The sequence below is a fragment of the Streptomyces flavochromogenes genome (assembly GCF_000717595.1).
In the GTDB taxonomy this organism is placed as follows: domain Bacteria; phylum Actinomycetota; class Actinomycetes; order Streptomycetales; family Streptomycetaceae; genus Streptomyces; species Streptomyces flavochromogenes.
The window spans coordinates 39,482-55,364 of the sequence record NZ_JNZO01000012.1 but is presented as its reverse complement, the minus strand read 5'-3'; the positions used below and the strand labels follow the sequence as shown (position 1 = coordinate 55,364).

General features: G+C 72.7%; 14 protein-coding genes. 10 read left to right on the top strand and 4 right to left on the bottom strand.

Translation table 11 applies throughout. The features are described from left to right. Positions 1–48 precede the first annotated feature (48 nt). On the bottom strand, positions 49–618 hold the full coding sequence (locus IF00_RS0115495; RefSeq protein ID WP_209439769.1) for a 2-oxo-4-hydroxy-4-carboxy-5-ureidoimidazoline decarboxylase: 570 nt from the start codon (positions 616–618) through the stop codon (positions 49–51). Between the two features lie 228 nt (positions 619–846). On the opposite strand from IF00_RS0115495, the gene IF00_RS0115490 reads away from it, so the two are divergent. From IF00_RS0115490 to IF00_RS0115470, 5 genes are all read left to right on the top strand, one after another. Continuing rightward, a complete protein-coding gene (locus tag IF00_RS0115490) occupies positions 847–2,481 on the top strand; it encodes a beta-N-acetylhexosaminidase (RefSeq protein WP_030318419.1) in 1,635 nt (544 codons plus the stop codon). 94 nt (positions 2,482–2,575) lie between these two features. Further along, on the top strand, positions 2,576–3,217 hold the full coding sequence (locus IF00_RS0115485) for a DUF4328 domain-containing protein (RefSeq protein ID WP_030318417.1): 642 nt from the start codon (positions 2,576–2,578) through the stop codon (positions 3,215–3,217). Between the two features lie 66 nt (positions 3,218–3,283). Continuing rightward, positions 3,284–3,865: a hypothetical protein gene (locus IF00_RS0115480; protein WP_030318415.1), complete on the top strand. Its 582-nt coding sequence runs from the start codon at positions 3,284–3,286 to the stop codon at positions 3,863–3,865. Between the two features lie 633 nt (positions 3,866–4,498). Beyond that, positions 4,499–5,188, top strand: a complete 690-nt coding sequence (locus IF00_RS0115475) for an RNA polymerase sigma factor (RefSeq protein WP_030318414.1) — start codon at positions 4,499–4,501, stop codon at positions 5,186–5,188. Beyond that, positions 5,188–6,312, top strand: a complete 1,125-nt coding sequence (locus tag IF00_RS0115470; RefSeq protein ID WP_051820280.1) for a hypothetical protein — start codon at positions 5,188–5,190, stop codon at positions 6,310–6,312. The genes IF00_RS0115475 and IF00_RS0115470 overlap by 1 nt, the downstream gene beginning before the upstream one ends. Before the next feature lie 177 nt (positions 6,313–6,489). Here IF00_RS0115470 and IF00_RS0115465 read toward each other — a convergent pair whose 3' ends face one another. After that, a complete protein-coding gene (locus IF00_RS0115465; RefSeq protein WP_030318410.1) occupies positions 6,490–7,392 on the bottom strand; it encodes a L,D-transpeptidase family protein in 903 nt (300 codons plus the stop codon). A 123-nt stretch (positions 7,393–7,515) separates the two neighbouring features. On the opposite strand from IF00_RS0115465, the gene IF00_RS0115460 reads away from it, so the two are divergent. From IF00_RS0115460 to IF00_RS0115450, 3 genes are all read left to right on the top strand, one after another. Next, complete coding sequence (locus tag IF00_RS0115460; protein ID WP_030318408.1) at positions 7,516–9,096, top strand: acyl-CoA mutase large subunit family protein; 1,581 nt, start codon at positions 7,516–7,518, stop codon at positions 9,094–9,096. Between the two features lie 74 nt (positions 9,097–9,170). Then, positions 9,171–9,836: a leucine efflux protein LeuE gene (gene leuE, locus IF00_RS0115455; RefSeq protein WP_030318406.1), complete on the top strand. Its 666-nt coding sequence runs from the start codon at positions 9,171–9,173 to the stop codon at positions 9,834–9,836. Between the two features lie 37 nt (positions 9,837–9,873). Continuing rightward, positions 9,874–10,695, top strand: coding sequence for a MerR family transcriptional regulator (locus tag IF00_RS0115450; protein ID WP_030318405.1), 822 nt, complete (start codon positions 9,874–9,876; stop codon positions 10,693–10,695). A 111-nt stretch (positions 10,696–10,806) separates the two neighbouring features. Here IF00_RS0115450 and IF00_RS0115445 read toward each other — a convergent pair whose 3' ends face one another. Both IF00_RS0115445 and IF00_RS0115440 read right to left on the bottom strand, forming a co-directional pair. Then, positions 10,807–12,153 carry a polysialyltransferase family glycosyltransferase gene (locus tag IF00_RS0115445; RefSeq protein ID WP_030318404.1) on the bottom strand — a complete coding sequence of 449 codons (1,347 nt, stop codon included), beginning with the start codon at positions 12,151–12,153 and terminating at the stop codon, positions 10,807–10,809. After that, complete coding sequence (locus IF00_RS0115440) at positions 12,150–13,178, bottom strand: glycosyltransferase family 2 protein (protein ID WP_037638308.1); 1,029 nt, start codon at positions 13,176–13,178, stop codon at positions 12,150–12,152. The genes IF00_RS0115445 and IF00_RS0115440 overlap by 4 nt, the downstream gene beginning before the upstream one ends. Before the next feature lie 219 nt (positions 13,179–13,397). On the opposite strand from IF00_RS0115440, the gene IF00_RS0115435 reads away from it, so the two are divergent. Together IF00_RS0115435 and IF00_RS0115430 are read left to right on the top strand one after the other, a co-directional pair. Next, positions 13,398–14,687, top strand: a complete 1,290-nt coding sequence (locus IF00_RS0115435) for a DUF6716 putative glycosyltransferase (RefSeq protein WP_030318401.1) — start codon at positions 13,398–13,400, stop codon at positions 14,685–14,687. Then, positions 14,687–15,880, top strand: a complete 1,194-nt coding sequence (locus IF00_RS0115430) for an acylneuraminate cytidylyltransferase (RefSeq protein WP_030318400.1) — start codon at positions 14,687–14,689, stop codon at positions 15,878–15,880. Before IF00_RS0115435 ends, IF00_RS0115430 begins: the two co-directional genes overlap by 1 nt. The last annotated feature ends 3 nt before the right edge of the window (positions 15,881–15,883 follow it).

The window sequence follows — 15,883 nt, the reverse complement described above, 5'->3', positions numbered from 1 at the left end:
CACGGACGGACTATCGCACAGGCCGGAATCGCCGCATTCCGGACGGATTCACGGCCCGGAGTGTCGCGGTGTGAGGGCTTCCGCGAGTCGGAATGCCAGCCGGGCGCGGGCGAGCCGCCTCAGTTCGTCGGCGGCGACCACGCGTTCCTCCTCCGGTTCGTTGCCGAGACGTGACCGAATGCCTGCCAATACCTGGTCGAGACGCTCTCCGGGCCGCACTCCGTCGAGGCTGATCACGAACGCGTGTCCGAAGCTGCTCTCGTACGCGGCGTGGGCGGCCCGCAGCGCGGTCCGCGCGGCCGGCGGGGCGTCGGGGTGCGGCAGGGCCGAGGACTCGGCGGCAAGGGCCTCGTCGAGGTCGGCGCGGCTCAGGTCGTACCCGGCCTCGTCGGCGGCGGCGAGCAGCGCGTCGACGGTGGGGTACGGACGGTGCGCCGCCACCCGTTCGGCCCAGCGGAGGCTGTGGCAGCACGACAGGAGCAGGGCCTCGGCCTCGGCGGGCGAGGCGGCGTTGAAGCCCGCGAGGCCGCGGAGGGAGGGCCCCTGGTTCTGGGCGGGTATGGCAGGCGTGTCCGTGGAGCCCGGCTTGCGGCAGGGGACGTGGGTGTCGCTGGTCAGCGTGGGCTCCGGTACTCCGGGACGGGTGGGGCGATCCGCGCGTGGGACGGGCGCGATGGGGTGGGTGTGACGCAACGTTACCGACGGGACGGGGGAAGTGTCCGACGGATGCGCGAATTTCACCCGGAAGGGAGAGTTTCGGAACAGGTGATGGACGCATGCGTTCCGGTCGCGTCGTCGTCGTGTCCCCCGATTGGCCGGACCGCCCGCCGTACGGGAGGATTCCGAATGATGCGGTACTCCATACGAGGGCCCCACAAGGGCCCGGCACTCCTGGCGACGGCGGTGGCACTGGCCACCGTGGCGGCCTGCTCCGGCGGATCACCTTCCGGCTCGGGCACGTCCTCCGCCCCTTCCGGCACGGCCTCCGGCACGTCCGCCGGCGTGGCGCCCACCAGCGCGCCGCCCAGCCCGACGCCCACCCCGACCCGGACCTACCCGCTCTCCACCGCGCCCCGCACGGTCCCCGCGGTCCGCGACCACGAGGCCGCCCGCGGACCCGGCTGGAAGCCCGCGGCCCCCGCCGGGGTCGTCGTCGCGGCGAACAGCACGGGCCTCGCCGACGAGGGGAGGCTCCTCGCCGGGGAGCTCGGCATCCCGTACCGCGGCACCGTCGCCGCCGGGCCCGGGGACGTCGAGCTGGCGCTCGGCGGGACCGGAGCCCGCGAGTCGTACACCCTGACCGTCCGTGACAACCGGGTCCGGATCACCGGCCCCGACGAGGCCGGGGTCTTCTACGGCACCCGCACCCTCAAGCAGTCGGTGAAGGGCACCGGCGCGATGCCCGAGGGCGTCGTCACCGACGCGCCCGCGAAGCCCCAGCGGGGGCTGAACGTCGACATCGCCCGCAAGTACTTCGGCGCCGGCTGGATCGAGGACCGGCTCCGCGAGATGGCCGACCTCAAGCTCAACCAGTTCGGTCTGCACTTCTCCGACGACCAGGGCTTCCGGATCGCCTCGGACTCCCACCCCGAGATCGTCTCCGCCCAGCACCTCACCAAGGCCGAGGTGCGCCGGATCCTCGCCCTCGCGCAGAGCCTGCACATCACCGTCGTGCCCGAGATCGACTCGCCCGGACACCTCGGCGCCGTCCTGCGCGCCCACCCGGACCTCCAGCTGCGCAACGTCCAGGGGACCCCGCGGCAGGGCGCCATCGACATCTCCAAGCCGGCCTCGGCGCGGATCGTCGACGATCTGCTGCGCGAGTACTCCGCGCTCTTCCCCGGCGGCTGGTTCCACGTCGGCGCCGACGAGTACCAGGCGCTGACCGTCCGCAGCCCCTCCGCCTCGTACCCGCAGCTGGCCACGGCGGCCCGGCAGAAGTACGGGCCCCAGGCCGGCGTCCAGGACCTCGCGGAGGGCTGGCTGAACGACCGCGCCGCCGTCGTCCGCGAGGCCGGGAAGACGGCCAAGGCCTGGAACGACGGCTTCTTCCGCGGCGGCGTCGTCACCGCCGACAAGCGCATCGAGGTCGAGTACTGGACCGGCAAGGAGATCGGCGCGCGTCCGCCCGCCGAGTACCTGGCCGAGGGCCGCAAGGTCGTGAACCTCAACGACGAGTACCTGTACTACGTCCTCGGCGAGCCCAACCAGTTCACGTACCCCACGGGCCGCCGCATCTACGAGCAGTGGACCCCCCTGGTCCTGCGCGGCACGACCCCGGTCGCCGCCCGGTACGCCCCCCAGATCCTGGGCGCCCGGCTCGCGGTCTGGTGCGACCTGTCGGCGGCCCAGACCCAGACCCAGGTGGCGAACGGCATCCGCATGCCCCTGAATGCCCTCGCCCAGAAGGTCTGGGACGCCAAGACACCGACCCTGACGTGGGAACAGTTCAGGACGCTGGCGACGCAGGTACGCGGCTGACCTGCTGCTTTTCTGTGGACGCATGGCCTCCGGGTCGCGTACGTTCCCCCGGCGGCGGCCACCGGGCCGCCGCACGTTCCTTGGGGGGAACCACGTGCTCACGCTCCAGAATCCGAACGGCCTCTCGCGCGCCGTCGTGGCCCTGCTCGCGGGAAACATCGTCTTCGACGTCCCGCTCGCGCTGATCGACATCCGCAGCCTCGCGGCCGGAGACACGGACCTCTCCGACCCGGCCGTCATCGGATCGGTCGACCTGAACGAGGCCTACGTCGTGTCGTTCCTGGTGTACCTGGCGACCGTGGTCGTCTTCATCGTCTGGTTCCACCGGCTGAGGACGAACGCCGAGGTCTGGGCCGCGGACCTGCAGAGCAGGAAGCCGGGCTGGGCCATCGGCGGCTGGTTCGTCCCGATCGGCAACTGGTGGATTCCCCGGGGAATCGCCGCCGACATCTGGCGGGCCAGCCGCACGGAGCCGTACGCCGCCGACGGCAAGGGGGAGCTGACACTGCTCAACGGCTGGTGGGTGTGCTTCATCGGCGGTTCCATGGCGGACTGGATCTCCATGCAGCTGTACAAGCGGGCCGAGACCGTCGAGGCCTACGACACCGCGACCGTCTGGTCCCTCGCGGGCTACGCCCTCGGCATCGTCGCCGCCGTCCTCGCGATCCTCTTCGTGCGCCGTCTGACCTCTATGCAGCACACCAAGGCCACTGGCATGATTCCGGCCGCGCAGTGACGAAAAAGCGCCGTATGGCGCAGTAGGGGAAGTACTGCGTCCGCATCGGGTGGCAAGGAGGCGTCCATGACGTCGGCGACGGGCCGGAGCCTGCTGGAACTGATCGACGGGGCCGACGAGCGAGGACTGGCCGCGGCCGGTCTCGCCTGCCTCGACCGCTGCCTCCCGCTGCTCCCCGGTGACCGGGGTGACGCCCTGCGCCCCGTGTGGGCCGCCGTCGCGCGCGGCGACGGCGAGGCCTGGGGCGAGGCCGTCGCGAAGGCCCGGGTCGAGCTGGACGTCGAGCTCGGCGGCGAGCCGGGCGCCGACGGCGCGGACGCCGGGGCCGTACGCGGCATGCTCGCCTTCGCCCCGGCGACCTGGACGGCCGACGCCCTGCGCGCCTGGGCCGCCGCATGCTCCGTCACCGCCCTCGCCCTGCACGGGCGGTACGACGCCGCCGACGTGCCCGACGGACTCGTCGAGCGCTGCCGGGCCGGCGACGCGGACGGCGCGGGCCCGCTGCTCGCGGGAGAGCTCCGCCGCCAGCAGGCCGTCCTCGACTCCGCCGCACACGGCCCGACCGGCCTGCGCCGGGCCCGTGAACTCTCCGTCGAGGGCGGCCGGGTGCTGCGCGCGGTCGTCTCCCGCCGGGCCCGCACCGCCTGAGGCGCTCCCAGGAGGCCGCCTCCGGAGCCCGGATCGTCGCCGAGGCGATCGTCTCGGCGACCTGCCGCTCGGGCCTTCTTCGCCGCCGCGTCGTACGGGACGACCGCGGGCGTCTCGGCTGCTGCCGGCGGCAGGGTCGCCGTGACGGCCTCCCGCAGCCGCTCCGGTGTCACGCCCTGCGAGGCGATCCAGAACCCCGCGAGCCCTCGGGCACGGCCGGCAGGCCGAGCGCCACGTGGCCGGGGGCGATCTCGTCGTTCCCGAGCTCTTCGCCTCGTTGCGGGAGGAGTCAGTGACCGGTTGACGCCCTGGGGGAGAGGTGGCGGGACGAGGAGGAAGAAGGGAGACGGCCGGGGTCGCCACCCCCCACAGGAGAGACCCCGGCCGTCGTCCACGGAGCCGCAGCACGGCTCCGTACTCCATTCAGCGCCGGGAGTGCGGTTTGTGTCACACCGCGACCGCGCCGGAGGCATCCCGCGCACCGCCGCCCGAAGGTTGCAGGTTGTACAAAGAGCCCGGACCGCGTGGACGCGACGCCGTGACACGACGTAGCGTGCAGATGCGCGAGGCAGCGTGGCGGTGGTGACCAGCCGCGATGAAGCGACGACGCGACCGACGAACAGGGTTTGGGGAGTGCTGGGGGACGACGCGGAGCTGACGGCCGCGGTGCTCGCTGCGCAGGACGGGGACGAGAACGCGTTCCGTACTGTGTATCGCGCCGTGCATCCACGGTTGCTCGGCTACATACGCACACTGGTCGGCGACACCGAGGCGGAGGACGTCGCCTCGGAGGCCTGGCTCCAGATAGCCCGCGACCTCGACCGCTTCGACGGCGACGCGGACCGCTTCCGCGGCTGGGCGGCCCGGATCGCCCGCAACCGCGCCCTCGACCACGTCCGCATGCGTGGCAGGCGCCCCGCCGTCGGCGCCGACGAGACCGAGCTGACCGACAAGCCCGCCGCGTCCGACACCGCGGGCGAAGCCCTGGAGGCACTGGCCACCGGCCACACCATGCAGCTGATCGCCCAGCTTCCGCAGGACCAGGCCGAGGCCGTCGTCCTGCGCGTCGTCGTCGGCCTCGACGCCAAGACCGCTGCCGACACCCTGGGGAAACGCCCCGGAGCCGTCCGCACGGCGGCCCACCGCGGCCTCAAGAAGCTGGCCGAACTCCTCGGTGTCGACGGCGAGACCGCCGGACCCGACGGCGCCGGCGAGGCCGTCGTCCCGCTGGACGGTGTGCCTCCGCAACGCGGGCGCGTGCCGGGGCCCGTGGCCCCGGGCGGTGTGACGCAATCGCGTCCGCGTACGCAGAAGGACATGTGATGGCCGACGAGCGGTACCAGTGGCTCGACCAGGAGGCCGCGGAGCGGCTGCTCCGCGGCGAGCCGGTCGATGCCGTCGACGACCACGCGCGTTCCCGGGCCGAGCGCCTGGCCGAAGCCCTCGACGCGGCCCGCACCCCGGCCGTCCCCCCGGCCGCGCGCACCGAACTGCCGGGCGAGGCCGCCGCGCTCGCCGCCTTCCGCAAGGCGCACGCCGAGCGCGCCGCCGCCCCTGCCGCGGCGGCCGCCGTGAGCCGCACCGAACAGGCCGAACTCGGCCGGGTGCGGCTCGCCCCCGTGCCCGCCCCCCGCCCCCGCTGGGGACGCTCGTTCCGGTACGGACTCGCCGCCGCGGTCGCCGCCGTCACCGTCGGAGGGGTCGCCGTCGCCGCGGGAACGGGTGTGCTGCCCCTGGTGGGTCCCGCGCCCGCCAGCTCCGTCACGGCGGGGGAGAACGCCGACCCGCTCGTCTCGGAGGACCCCGGCATACGCAAGGACCCCGAGGCGCCCCCGACGGAACCGGACGACGGCGGTGACCGCACACCCGGCGCGTCCCCCTCGGCCGGCATCGGCACCACCCCGCCGTCCACCGGAGCCCCCGACGGGCACGGGACGGGCACTCAGGGCCCGGGCAGCCAGGAGCCGGGCACGGGCACACCGGGCTCCGGCACGGCCACCGACCCGGGCGGACCGGGCAGGGAGTCCGGCGGTACGGACGGCGCCACGGGCGGCGACCCGAGCACCGCCACGGCCCGGGAGAAGATCCTCAAGGCCTGCCGGGAGTTCCGCTCGGGAAAGCTCGATGCCACCGGCCGCAAGGGGCTCACGAGCGTCCTGCGCGACGGCGAGACCCTGCGCCGCTACTGCGACCGGATCCTCGGCGGCGCCACGACCGCGCCCGAGGACGACGGCAGCGGCAAGGACGGCTCGAAGGACGAGTCCGATGACGACCCCAAGGGTGACGGGACCGGCGACGGACGGAACGGCGGCCGTGACGGCTGGAGCGGCGACAGCGGCCCGGACCGCCGCGACACGGCCCGGTCCTCGGCCCCCGACGCCGCCGGGCTCACCGCCGTACTGCCCCTCGGGATCGGCGTCGACGCGCGCGTTCCGCTCCCGGTGTAACACTTCCGGACCGGTCGGCGCAGTACTGAGTGAGCCGACTGGTCATCGGCCGCGCAGTGAGCCGGGGTTCCCCCCGTACCTACGGCTCCGCGCACATGGCGCGGGTGGGACACGTTCCCCCGGTCCCACCCGCGCCCTCTCTTCCCCTCCCGGATCACCGGTGGAGGGGGTCCCCGGTCACCAGTGGACGACGACCTTGTCGCCGACCTTCACCTGGTCGAAGAGGGCCGTGAGCTTGGCCCGGTCCCGGACGTTGACGCAGCCGTGCGAGGCCCCGTTGTAGCCGCGCGCCGCGAAGTCCGACGAGTAGTGCACCGCCTGGCCGCGGCTGAAGTACATCGAGAGCGGCATCGGCGTGTGGTAGAGCCGCGACCAGTCCTGCCGGACCTTGCGCTCCACGGTGAAGGTGCCCTCGCGGGTCGGGGTGTTCTCCGAGCCGAAGCGGACGTCCATCGACGAGACGACCTTGCCGTCGATCATCCAGGCGAGGGTCCGGCTCTCCTTGCTGATGCACAGCACCCGGCCGGTCATGCACCGCGCGTCGGGGGTGTCCAGCTGGTTGGTCGTCGACGGCTTCAGCTCGTCCGCGGTCGGCTTCCGGCTCGCTCCGAGCAGCCGCTGCCAGGTCGCCTCGTCGACGGAACCCGTCCGGGGCAGACCCTGCTTCTTCTGGAAGGCCTTCACCGAGCCGGCCGTCATCGTCCCGTAGAAACCGGTGGGCGCCCGGTCGAAGTACCCGAGCTGCCGCAGCCGCGCCTGGAGCTCACGGACCTGCTCGGTCTCGTCCCCGTCGTCCATCAGGGCCTTGGGCTTCGCCGTCCCGGAAGGCGTCCCTGAGGGCGTCCCTGAGGGCGTCTCCGTGGGCGCGTCGGTGGGCGTCGCAGCGGTGTCCGAGGGGGACGGGGGCTTGCCGTCGTCCGTGGGGGCGTCGGTCGGCGCGGAGGCCGAGGACGCCGGTGCGTTCGACGGGCTCCCGGAGCCGCCTCCGGAGCCGGCCGCCTGGGCCGTACAACCGGCGGCGAGGGCCACCGAGGCCGCTGCCAGAACCACTCTGCGTATGACGGAAGAAGACCGCTTCATTTCTGCCCCCCGGGACGATTCGTATGTACCTAGGGATGCTTCCCGCGCGTGTGTGGTTGCGCGCGCAGGTCACGATCCGCGCATGCTGTGAGCAGGGGGCCATCTCACCGGGAGGCACAGCCAATGGCGCGCGAGTCGGAGTCGGGACTGCCCATCGATCCGGTCTACGGACCGGAGGCGCTGGAGGGCTGGGATCCGGCGGAGAGGCTGGGCGAGCCGGGCGCGTACCCCTTCACCCGCGGGGTGTACCCGTCGATGTACACCGGCCGGCCGTGGACGATGCGCCAATACGCGGGCTTCGGCACCGCGGTGGAGTCCAACGCCCGGTACAGGCAGCTGATCGCCAACGGCACCATGGGCCTCTCCGTCGCCTTCGACCTGCCGACGCAGATGGGCCACGACTCGGACGCGCCGATCGCCTCGGGCGAGGTCGGCAAGGTCGGGGTGGCGATCGACTCGGTCGAGGACATGCGGATCCTGTTCGACGGCATCCCGCTGGACAAGGTCTCCACGTCGATGACGATCAACGCCCCCGCCGCCCTCCTGCTGCTGATGTACCAGCTGGTCGGCGAGGAGCAGGGGGTCCCGGCGGACCGGCTGACCGGCACGATCCAGAACGACGTCCTGAAGGAGTACATCGCCCGCGGCACCTACATCTTCCCGCCCAAGCCCTCCCTCCGGCTGATCGCGGACATCTTCAAGTACTGCCGGGCGGAGATCCCGAAGTGGAACACGATCTCGATCTCCGGCTATCACATGGCGGAGGCGGGTGCCTCGCCCGCGCAGGAGATCGCGTTCACCCTGGCCGACGGCATCGCGTACGTGCGGACCGCCGTCGCGGCGGGGATGGACGTCGACGACTTCGCCCCCCGGCTCTCCTTCTTCTTCGTGGCCCGTACGACGCTCCTCGAGGAGGTCGCGAAGTTCCGGGCTGCCCGCAGGATCTGGGCACGGGTCATGAGGGACGAGTTCGGCGCGAAGAACCCCAAGTCGCTGATGCTCCGCTTCCACACCCAGACCGCGGGGGTGCAGCTGACCGCCCAGCAGCCCGAGGTCAACCTCGTCCGCGTCGCCGTGCAGGGCCTCGCCGCCGTGCTCGGCGGGACGCAGTCGCTGCACACCAACTCCTTCGACGAGGCGATCGCCCTGCCGACGGACAAGTCCGCCCGCCTGGCCCTGCGCACCCAGCAGGTCCTGGCGTACGAGACGGACGTGACCGCGACCGTGGACCCGTTCGCCGGCTCGTACGTCGTGGAGAGCATGACCGACGACGTCGAGGCGGCCGCCCTGGAGCTGATGGGCCGGGTCGAGGAGATGGGCGGCGCGGTGAGCGCCATCGAGCGCGGCTTCCAGAAGGGCGAGATCGAGCGCTCGGCGTACAGGATCGCGCAGGAGACCGACAGCGGCGAACGGGTCGTCGTCGGCGTCAACCGGTACACGGTCGACGTCGAGGAGCCGTACGAGCCACTGCGCGTCGACCCGGCGATCGAGGCCCAGCAGGCCGAGCGGCTCGCCGCCCTGCGCGCCGGGCGCGACCGGGCGGCGGTGGAGGCGGCCCTCGCGGAGCTGAGGAAGGCGGCCGGGGGCACGGACAACGTCCTCTACCCGATGAAGGACGCCCTCAGGGCCCGCGCCACCGTCGGCGAGGTCTGCGACGCGCTGCGCGAGGTCTGGGGCACGTACGTCCCGACCGACGCATTCTGATCCGCCGCGTTCCGATCTTCCGCGATACGAAACACACAGGCGGAGTGTCGTACTGACATGCGACACTCCGCTTCATGCTGGGTGTCACCGATCTTCCGACCTATCTCGTGGGTCTCGTCCTCATCATCCTCCTGCCGGGGCCGAACTCGCTGTACGTGCTGTCCGTCGCCGCCCGCAAGGGCACCAGGACCGGATACAAGGCCGCCGCCGGCGTCTTCACCGGCGACGCCGTCCTGATGACGCTGGCCGCGCTCGGCGCGGCCTCCCTCCTCCAGACCACCCCCCTGCTCTTCATGATCGTGAAGTACGCGGGCGCGGGCTATCTGGCCTGGATGGCGTACGGGATGCTGCGCTCGGCCCGGGAGATGTGGCGCTCGCGCGGCCAGGTGGCGGAGACGGCGGCCGACGGGGCCGAGGAGACGCAGGCCGGTCCGGGGGAGAACCCGTACCGCAGGGCGCTCGTCATCAGCCTCTTCAACCCGAAGGCGATCCTCTTCCTCATCTCCTTCTTCGTGCAGTTCGTGGACCCGGCGTACGCCTACCCGGCCCTCTCCTTCCTGGTGCTCGGCACCCTCCTCGAGATCGGCAGCTTCCTCTACCTGACGATGCTGATATTCGGCGGCACCCGGCTCGCCGCCGCGTTCCGCCGCCGCCGGCGGCTCTCCGCGGGAGCCACCTCCGCCGCCGGAGCCCTCTTCCTCGGCTTCGCCGCGAAGCTCTCCCTCAGCAGCGCCGCTTGACCCTCACACCGTGTGAGGGCGTTCCGTAGGGGGCGTCATGTTCACCATCGGAGACTTCGCCCGGCACGGGCGGGTGTCGGTCCGGATGCTGCGCCACTACGACGCCATCGGGCTGCTGCGCCCGGCCCGGGTCGACCCGCACACGGGCTACCGCTTCTACACGGCGGACCAGCTCGCCCTGCTCAACCGTGTCATCGCGCTCAAGGACCTCGGTTTCACCCTCGAACAGGTGGGGGCGATCCTCGACGAGAAGTTCGACGCGGACGAGCTGCGGGGCATGCTGCGTCTGCGCCAGGCCGAGCTGGAAGCGGCCATGGCGGAGGCGCGGGCACGGCTCGCCCAGGTCGGCGCGCGGCTCCGGGCCATCGAGAGCGAGGGACGCATGTCCACTCAGGACGTCGTCGTCAAGAAGATCCCCGCCGTCCGGATCGCCGAGCTGAGCGCGGTGGCCGCGAGCTTCGGCCCGCAGCACATCAGCCCGGTCATCGGGCCCCTGTACGACGAGCTGTGCGGCCGTCTGGAGGCCGCCGGCCTCACCGGATTCGGTCCCGGGATCGCGTACTACGAGGACGCGGGCAAGGGCGACGGATCGGTTCTCGTGCACGCCGGCATGACCGTCCCGGAGGGCACGGCCGTGGAGGGCGTCGAGGTGCACGTGCTGCGCGGCATCGAAGAGGCGGCGACCGTCGTCCACCGGGGCTCGATGGACACCATCCTGCCGACCGCGCAGACCCTGGCCCGCTGGATCGAGGCCAACGGGTACGAGACGCGGCACTACGCGCGCGAGCTGTACCTGGAGTGCCCCGAGGACCGCTCCCAGTGGGTGACGGAGATCCAGGAGGAGATCGTCCGCGCCTGACGCCGGACCCCCCTCCGCGTTCGTGCCCGCGGGCCCGGGCCCCCCGCACGGGGCCCGGGCCCGCCGGCTCGTGGCGCGGCGGCCTCCGCCGCGGAAGCCGCCGCGTGGCCGTTACCTCTTCAGCGCCTTGCGCAGTCGCAGCGCGCGCCGCGCCAGGCGGCGGACCCTCGGGTGCCGGGGGAGCGGGATGCCGCCGGGCAGGTTCAGGACGGTGAGGCGGCGGCGGGTGAAGTGGTGCCGGGTGCGCTCGGCGAACGGCCCCGAAAGGTGCCGTACCGCCGACTCCCGCAGCTCCGGCCGGATCTTCGGCTGCATGGCGAAGCCGACCGCCGCGACGAGGTCGTTCAGCCGGCCCGTCGCGATCGTGCCGTCGTCCTCGGCGCCGCAGTCCGCACCGTCGTCATCGCCGGCCTCCAGGGGCGGCACGACGGCGTCCACGACGGTGAGCGGGATGCGGTTGCTGTTCTGGAACGGGCTGAGCCGCTCGAGGAGGCCGCGCGTCCCGACCCGGGCGACCGGCAGTCCGTAGAAGGTCCGCGCGGTGAGCAGGGCCGTGGAGAAGCAGCCGACGACGAGGACGGGCCGCAGCTCGCGGTAGAGCACCTCGGCGAGCACCGGCCGGTCCTCGACGGTCAGCTCGGCGCCGAGCGCCGCAGCCTCCCGGGCCAGCGCCTTCGACCAGGTGTCGGGGGCCGTCGGGTGCGGCTTGAAGACGAGCCGCCGGTGGCCCCGGGCGACCGCGCCCCGGACCATGCGCAGGTGCAGCGCCTCCTCCTCGGCGACGGTCAGCAGGTCGAGCGCCGCCAGGTACTGGCCGAGGAGCAGCACGGGCCCGTCCTCGGATGCGGCCGTGGCGGCGGGCCCGGCCAGTTCGGCGACGCACGTGAGGAACGCCTCCGTCGGGACGGCCTCCGGCACCGCCCCGAACTCGCCGAGCAGCAGCGGCGCGAGGCCGGGCACGAGGTCCAGGTGGAGCAGCCGGTCGACCCGCCCGCCGATCAGCGGATCGATCTTGTTGCGGGTCGGCCCGTAGCTCATCAGACCGTCCGCGTAGACGGTGATGGGCGCGTCGGGCAGCAGCTGGGCGATGGCCAGCGCGGGTGTCACCTGGATCGATTCCAGGGCGAGTTCGACGCGGTCGTCGCCGAGGTCCCAGATCCTGCGCAGATGGCGCTGGAGGAGCGGCAGGTCGCTCGCCCGGGGGGTCCAGCCGCCCGGGTGGAGCGGGGAGATCGTCTCGTTCCACGACAGGACGGAGTCGAAGCGGCCACGGAGCCGCTCGAAGCCCTCGGCCCGGTCGAGGGGCGGGGTCGTCTCCGGCACGGCCGCGTTGTTGGTGACGAGGAGGATGCGGCGGTCGGCGGGGCCGAAGCCGCCGCTGTCCAGGGCGGCGGCGATCGTCGCCGCGCCGTAGAGGGTGGAGGCGCAGAAGATCTGGGTGGTCCTGCGGGTGCTCACGCGGCCACCTCCGCGGGGGCCGGGCCGGCACCGGTGCCCGGGCCCGCGCCCGGTGTCGGCGGTGGTGAGGGCCGGCGCCGCCGCAGTCTGCGCAGCATGGTCGCGCGGTCCCCGCCCATCGCGGTGAGGGCCTCGTCGAGGACGTCCTGCGGCATGCGCCGCAGCGCGCCCGCGCTCATCGCCTTCAGCTGACGGGCGACCTCCGGCTCGAAGCGTTCGATCGATCCGATGTGATGGGAAATCACCGCGCAATAGGTGCGCACGGCCTTCGGGAGAAGGAGTTCGGCGTCCGTGTCCTTTGCGGTCTCCTCGATCACCTGGTCGAAAGCGCGGATGAAATCCAATTGCCGTATGTCGCCGATCTGGGTGAGTGAGGTCGCCACTCCGCGCCGGTAGAAGACGCCGAGTTCTCCGATCGCGGCGAAGGTTTTAGCCTCGCGGTGCAGTCGCCAGATCCACGGCCGGTCCTCGGCGGTCCGCAGTCCGTGCGTGAAGTGCAGCAGGCCGCGGTCGAGGAGCCGTCGGTGGTAGACCCCCGCCCAGGCGTACGGGTAGTCGACCGAGGTCGTCCGGTGTGAGGGCAGGATCGCGTCCCGCGGGTCCAGGACCTCGCCGCGCCGGGGGACCGGAGCGCGGCGGATGCCGCGGTTCCTGCCGGTGACGGAGACGTGGTCGGTGCGCAGGAAGTCGCAGCCGAGGCCCTCGGCTGCGGAGACCAGGCGGGAGTAGTAGCCGGGGGCGAGCCAGTCGTCCCCGTCGAGGAAGGTGAGGTACTCGCCGCGAGCGGCGTCGAGACCGGTGTTCCGGGCGGTGGCGAGGCCCCCGTTGTGCTCGTGCCTGATCAGGACGGCACCCGGGATCTCGCGCGCGGCCCGCTCGAGGATCTCCGGGGTCCCGTCCGACGAGCAGTCGTCGACAAGCAGGAACTCGAAGTCCTCCCGGGCGTTGGCCCGCAGGCTCGTGAGGGTGTCGGGGGCGTATGTCTGCACGTTGAAGAACGGCACGACGACGGAGAGCTTGACCACGCGGTTGACGCTAGGTGCCGTCCCGGCATTCCCACCGACCGTCGGGCATCTCTTCGGTGAACACGAAGCGGCGGGCCGATTAACCGCCTTTACCGGCAGGGAAAATCAGCCCTGATACGTCCGGTTCACGACCCACTTCAGCGGGAGGAGAGGCTCTGTTCACCGTTTGTTGTGTCTCAGTTGGGCCGAAAAGCGGAATGCCCTTCTAGCGTCCTCGGCGTGCCAGCAAGTACCAGAGAAGCGGTACGGGTCGCCGTACTCGCCGATTCCGACACCCGGTGGAAATGGGGCGCCCTCACGGCGCGCCGCATCACCACGGCGACCGCCGAACCCACCGGATTCGTCCTGCGCGGACGGGCAACCCCCACCGAACGCCAGCTCGCCGAGACCGGGGTGTCCACCACCACCCCGCGCGAGGTGACCGGTGCGGAGTTCCTGCGCGCGGTACGGGACGCGGAGACGCGCGGCGAGGGATACGACGTCGTCGTCCTCGCTCTCGTCGGCGGCACCGTGCGGGCCGTCCTGCAGGGTCTCGCCGACCTGGCACTCGAACGGCGTCCCGTGGTCGTCACCGGCTATGTCGGCGTCGTCTACGAGAAGCTGACCGACGGTCTGCTGCTGCGCCACGGCGCCGACGTCGTCCTCGCCAACTCCCGTCACGACGCGGAGCGTTTCCGCGCCGTGTACGAAGGAGTGGGCGCCGGGGCCGACTCGGTCGTCGAGGCGGCACTGCCCTTCCTGGGCGGCGCCCCGCACACCCCGGAAGCCGGCCGCGACACCCTGGTGTTCGCCGCCCAGCCGTCCGTGCCGGTCACCCGGACCGAACGCGCCTACGTACTGCGGCGGCTGATCGAGCACGCCCGGCTCCACCCGGGCCGCGAGGTGCTCCTCAAGCTTCGCTCCAAGCCGGGCGAACACACCACGCACCTGGAGGAGTACCCGTTCCAGAAGCTGGTCCGCGAGCTCGACCCGCCGGCCAACTTCACGCTCGTGTACGGGCACATGGGCGAGGTCCTCGACCGTACCGACCTGCTGGTGACCGTCTCCTCGACGGCCGCCCTCGAAGCCCTCCACCGGCGCATCCCCACCGCGATCCTCACCGACCTCGGGGTCCGCGAGGCGCTCGGCAACCACCACTTCGTCGGCTCCGGTCTGCTCGCCTCCTTCGACCGGCTCGACAAGGGGCTCGCCCCGACGCCGGACGACACCTGGCTCGCCCGGCAGGGCGTCGCCTCCGACAGGCCGTACGACGCGGCCTTCGACGCGGCCCGCGACCGGGTCACCGAGCTCCTGGCACTCCCGGCGCTCCCCCCGATCACCCCCTACTACACAACGGAGACGGCGCCCGGCTACCTGCCCGGGATCCTCGCTCGCCACCGCCTGGACGTCACTGCCCCGGAGCCCCGCGAAAGCGGCCTCCGCAGGGTCGTCCGGGAGGCCGCGCGGGGCGCGTACCGCCACGGTGTGCAGCGCGTCGCGCCCGTCATCCGCCGTCTGGGAGAACTCTGATGACCACCACCGTGCTCGCCGTGATCCCCGCGAGGGGCGGTTCGAAGGGCGTGCCCGCCAAGAATCTCGCCCCGGTGGCCGGAGTACCCCTGGTCGCCCGCGCCGTCCGGGCCTGCCTCGGCGCCCGTCCCGTCACCCACGTGGTGGTCTCCACCGACGACGCCGGCATCGCGGCCGCCGCCCGCACCGCGGGGGCCGAGGCGGTGCAGCGCCCCGCCGAGATCGCCGGCGACACCGCCACCAGCGAGGCCGCGGTCCTGCACGCCATGGACGCCTTCGAGACCGCCCACGGGCGCCCGGCCGACGTGGTCCTCCTCGTCCAGTGCACCAGCCCGTTCCTCAGCTCCGCGGAGGTCGCCGAGACCGTCGAGCGCATCACCTCCGGTGCCGCCGACACGGCCTTCACCGCCGCCCCGTCGCACGGCTTCCTCTGGCGCGTGCCCACCGACGGCTCGGAGGACGGTGCCACCGGCGTCAACCACGACAAGGCGCACCGTCCCCGCCGCCAGGACCGGGAGCCCGAGTACCTGGAGACCGGCGCCGTCTACGCGATGGACGCGGCCGGCTTCCGCAGCCACAAGCACCGCTTCTTCGGCCGTACCGCACTCGTCGTCACCGACCCCGCCCGGGTCCTGGAGATCGACGACCCGCACGACCTGGCCCGCGCCCGCGCCCTCGCCCCGCTCCTCGACACCCCGGCCACCCCCGGCTTCGCGGACGTCGACGCCGTCGTCCTCGACTTCGACGGCACGCAGACCGACGACCGGGTCCACCTGGACGCCGAGGGACGCGAGTTCGTCTCCGCGCACCGCGGCGACGGCCTCGGCATCGCCGCCCTGCGCCGCGCCGGACTGCCCGTCCTCATCCTCTCCACCGAGCAGAACGCCGTCGTCGCCGCCCGCGCCCGCAAGCTCAAGATCCCCGTCCTGCACGGCATCGACCGCAAGGACCGGGCCCTCAAGGAGTGGTGCGAGGCCGAGGGCATCGACCCGCAGCGCGTGCTCTACGCCGGAAACGACGTCAACGACCTTCCCTGCTTCCACCTCGTCGGCTGGCCCGTCGCGGTGAGCAGCGCCCACGACTCCGTACGGGCCGCTGCCCGCGCGGTCACCGTCACCCCGGGCGGCTCGGGGGCGATCCGCGAGATCGCCGCCTGGCTCCTCGGCCCCGAGCTCGACACCCCCAACTCCTAAGGA

Excerpts from the sequence above, each read along its gene's own strand:
- IF00_RS0115490 (WP_030318419.1), top strand. The coding sequence starts at position 847 with ATGATGCGGTACTCCATACGAGGGCCCCACAAGGGCCCGGCACTCCTG.
- IF00_RS0115480 (WP_030318415.1), top strand. The coding sequence starts at position 3,284 with ATGACGTCGGCGACGGGCCGGAGCCTGCTGGAACTGATCGACGGGGCC.
- IF00_RS0115470 (WP_051820280.1), top strand. The coding sequence starts at position 5,188 with ATGGCCGACGAGCGGTACCAGTGGCTCGACCAGGAGGCCGCGGAGCGG.
- IF00_RS0115465 (WP_030318410.1), bottom strand. The coding sequence starts at position 7,392 with ATGAAGCGGTCTTCTTCCGTCATACGCAGAGTGGTTCTGGCAGCGGCC.
- IF00_RS0115460 (WP_030318408.1), top strand. The coding sequence starts at position 7,516 with ATGGCGCGCGAGTCGGAGTCGGGACTGCCCATCGATCCGGTCTACGGA.
- leuE (WP_030318406.1), top strand. The coding sequence starts at position 9,171 with ATGCTGGGTGTCACCGATCTTCCGACCTATCTCGTGGGTCTCGTCCTC.
- IF00_RS0115450 (WP_030318405.1), top strand. The coding sequence starts at position 9,874 with ATGTTCACCATCGGAGACTTCGCCCGGCACGGGCGGGTGTCGGTCCGG.
- IF00_RS0115430 (WP_030318400.1), top strand. The coding sequence starts at position 14,687 with ATGACCACCACCGTGCTCGCCGTGATCCCCGCGAGGGGCGGTTCGAAG.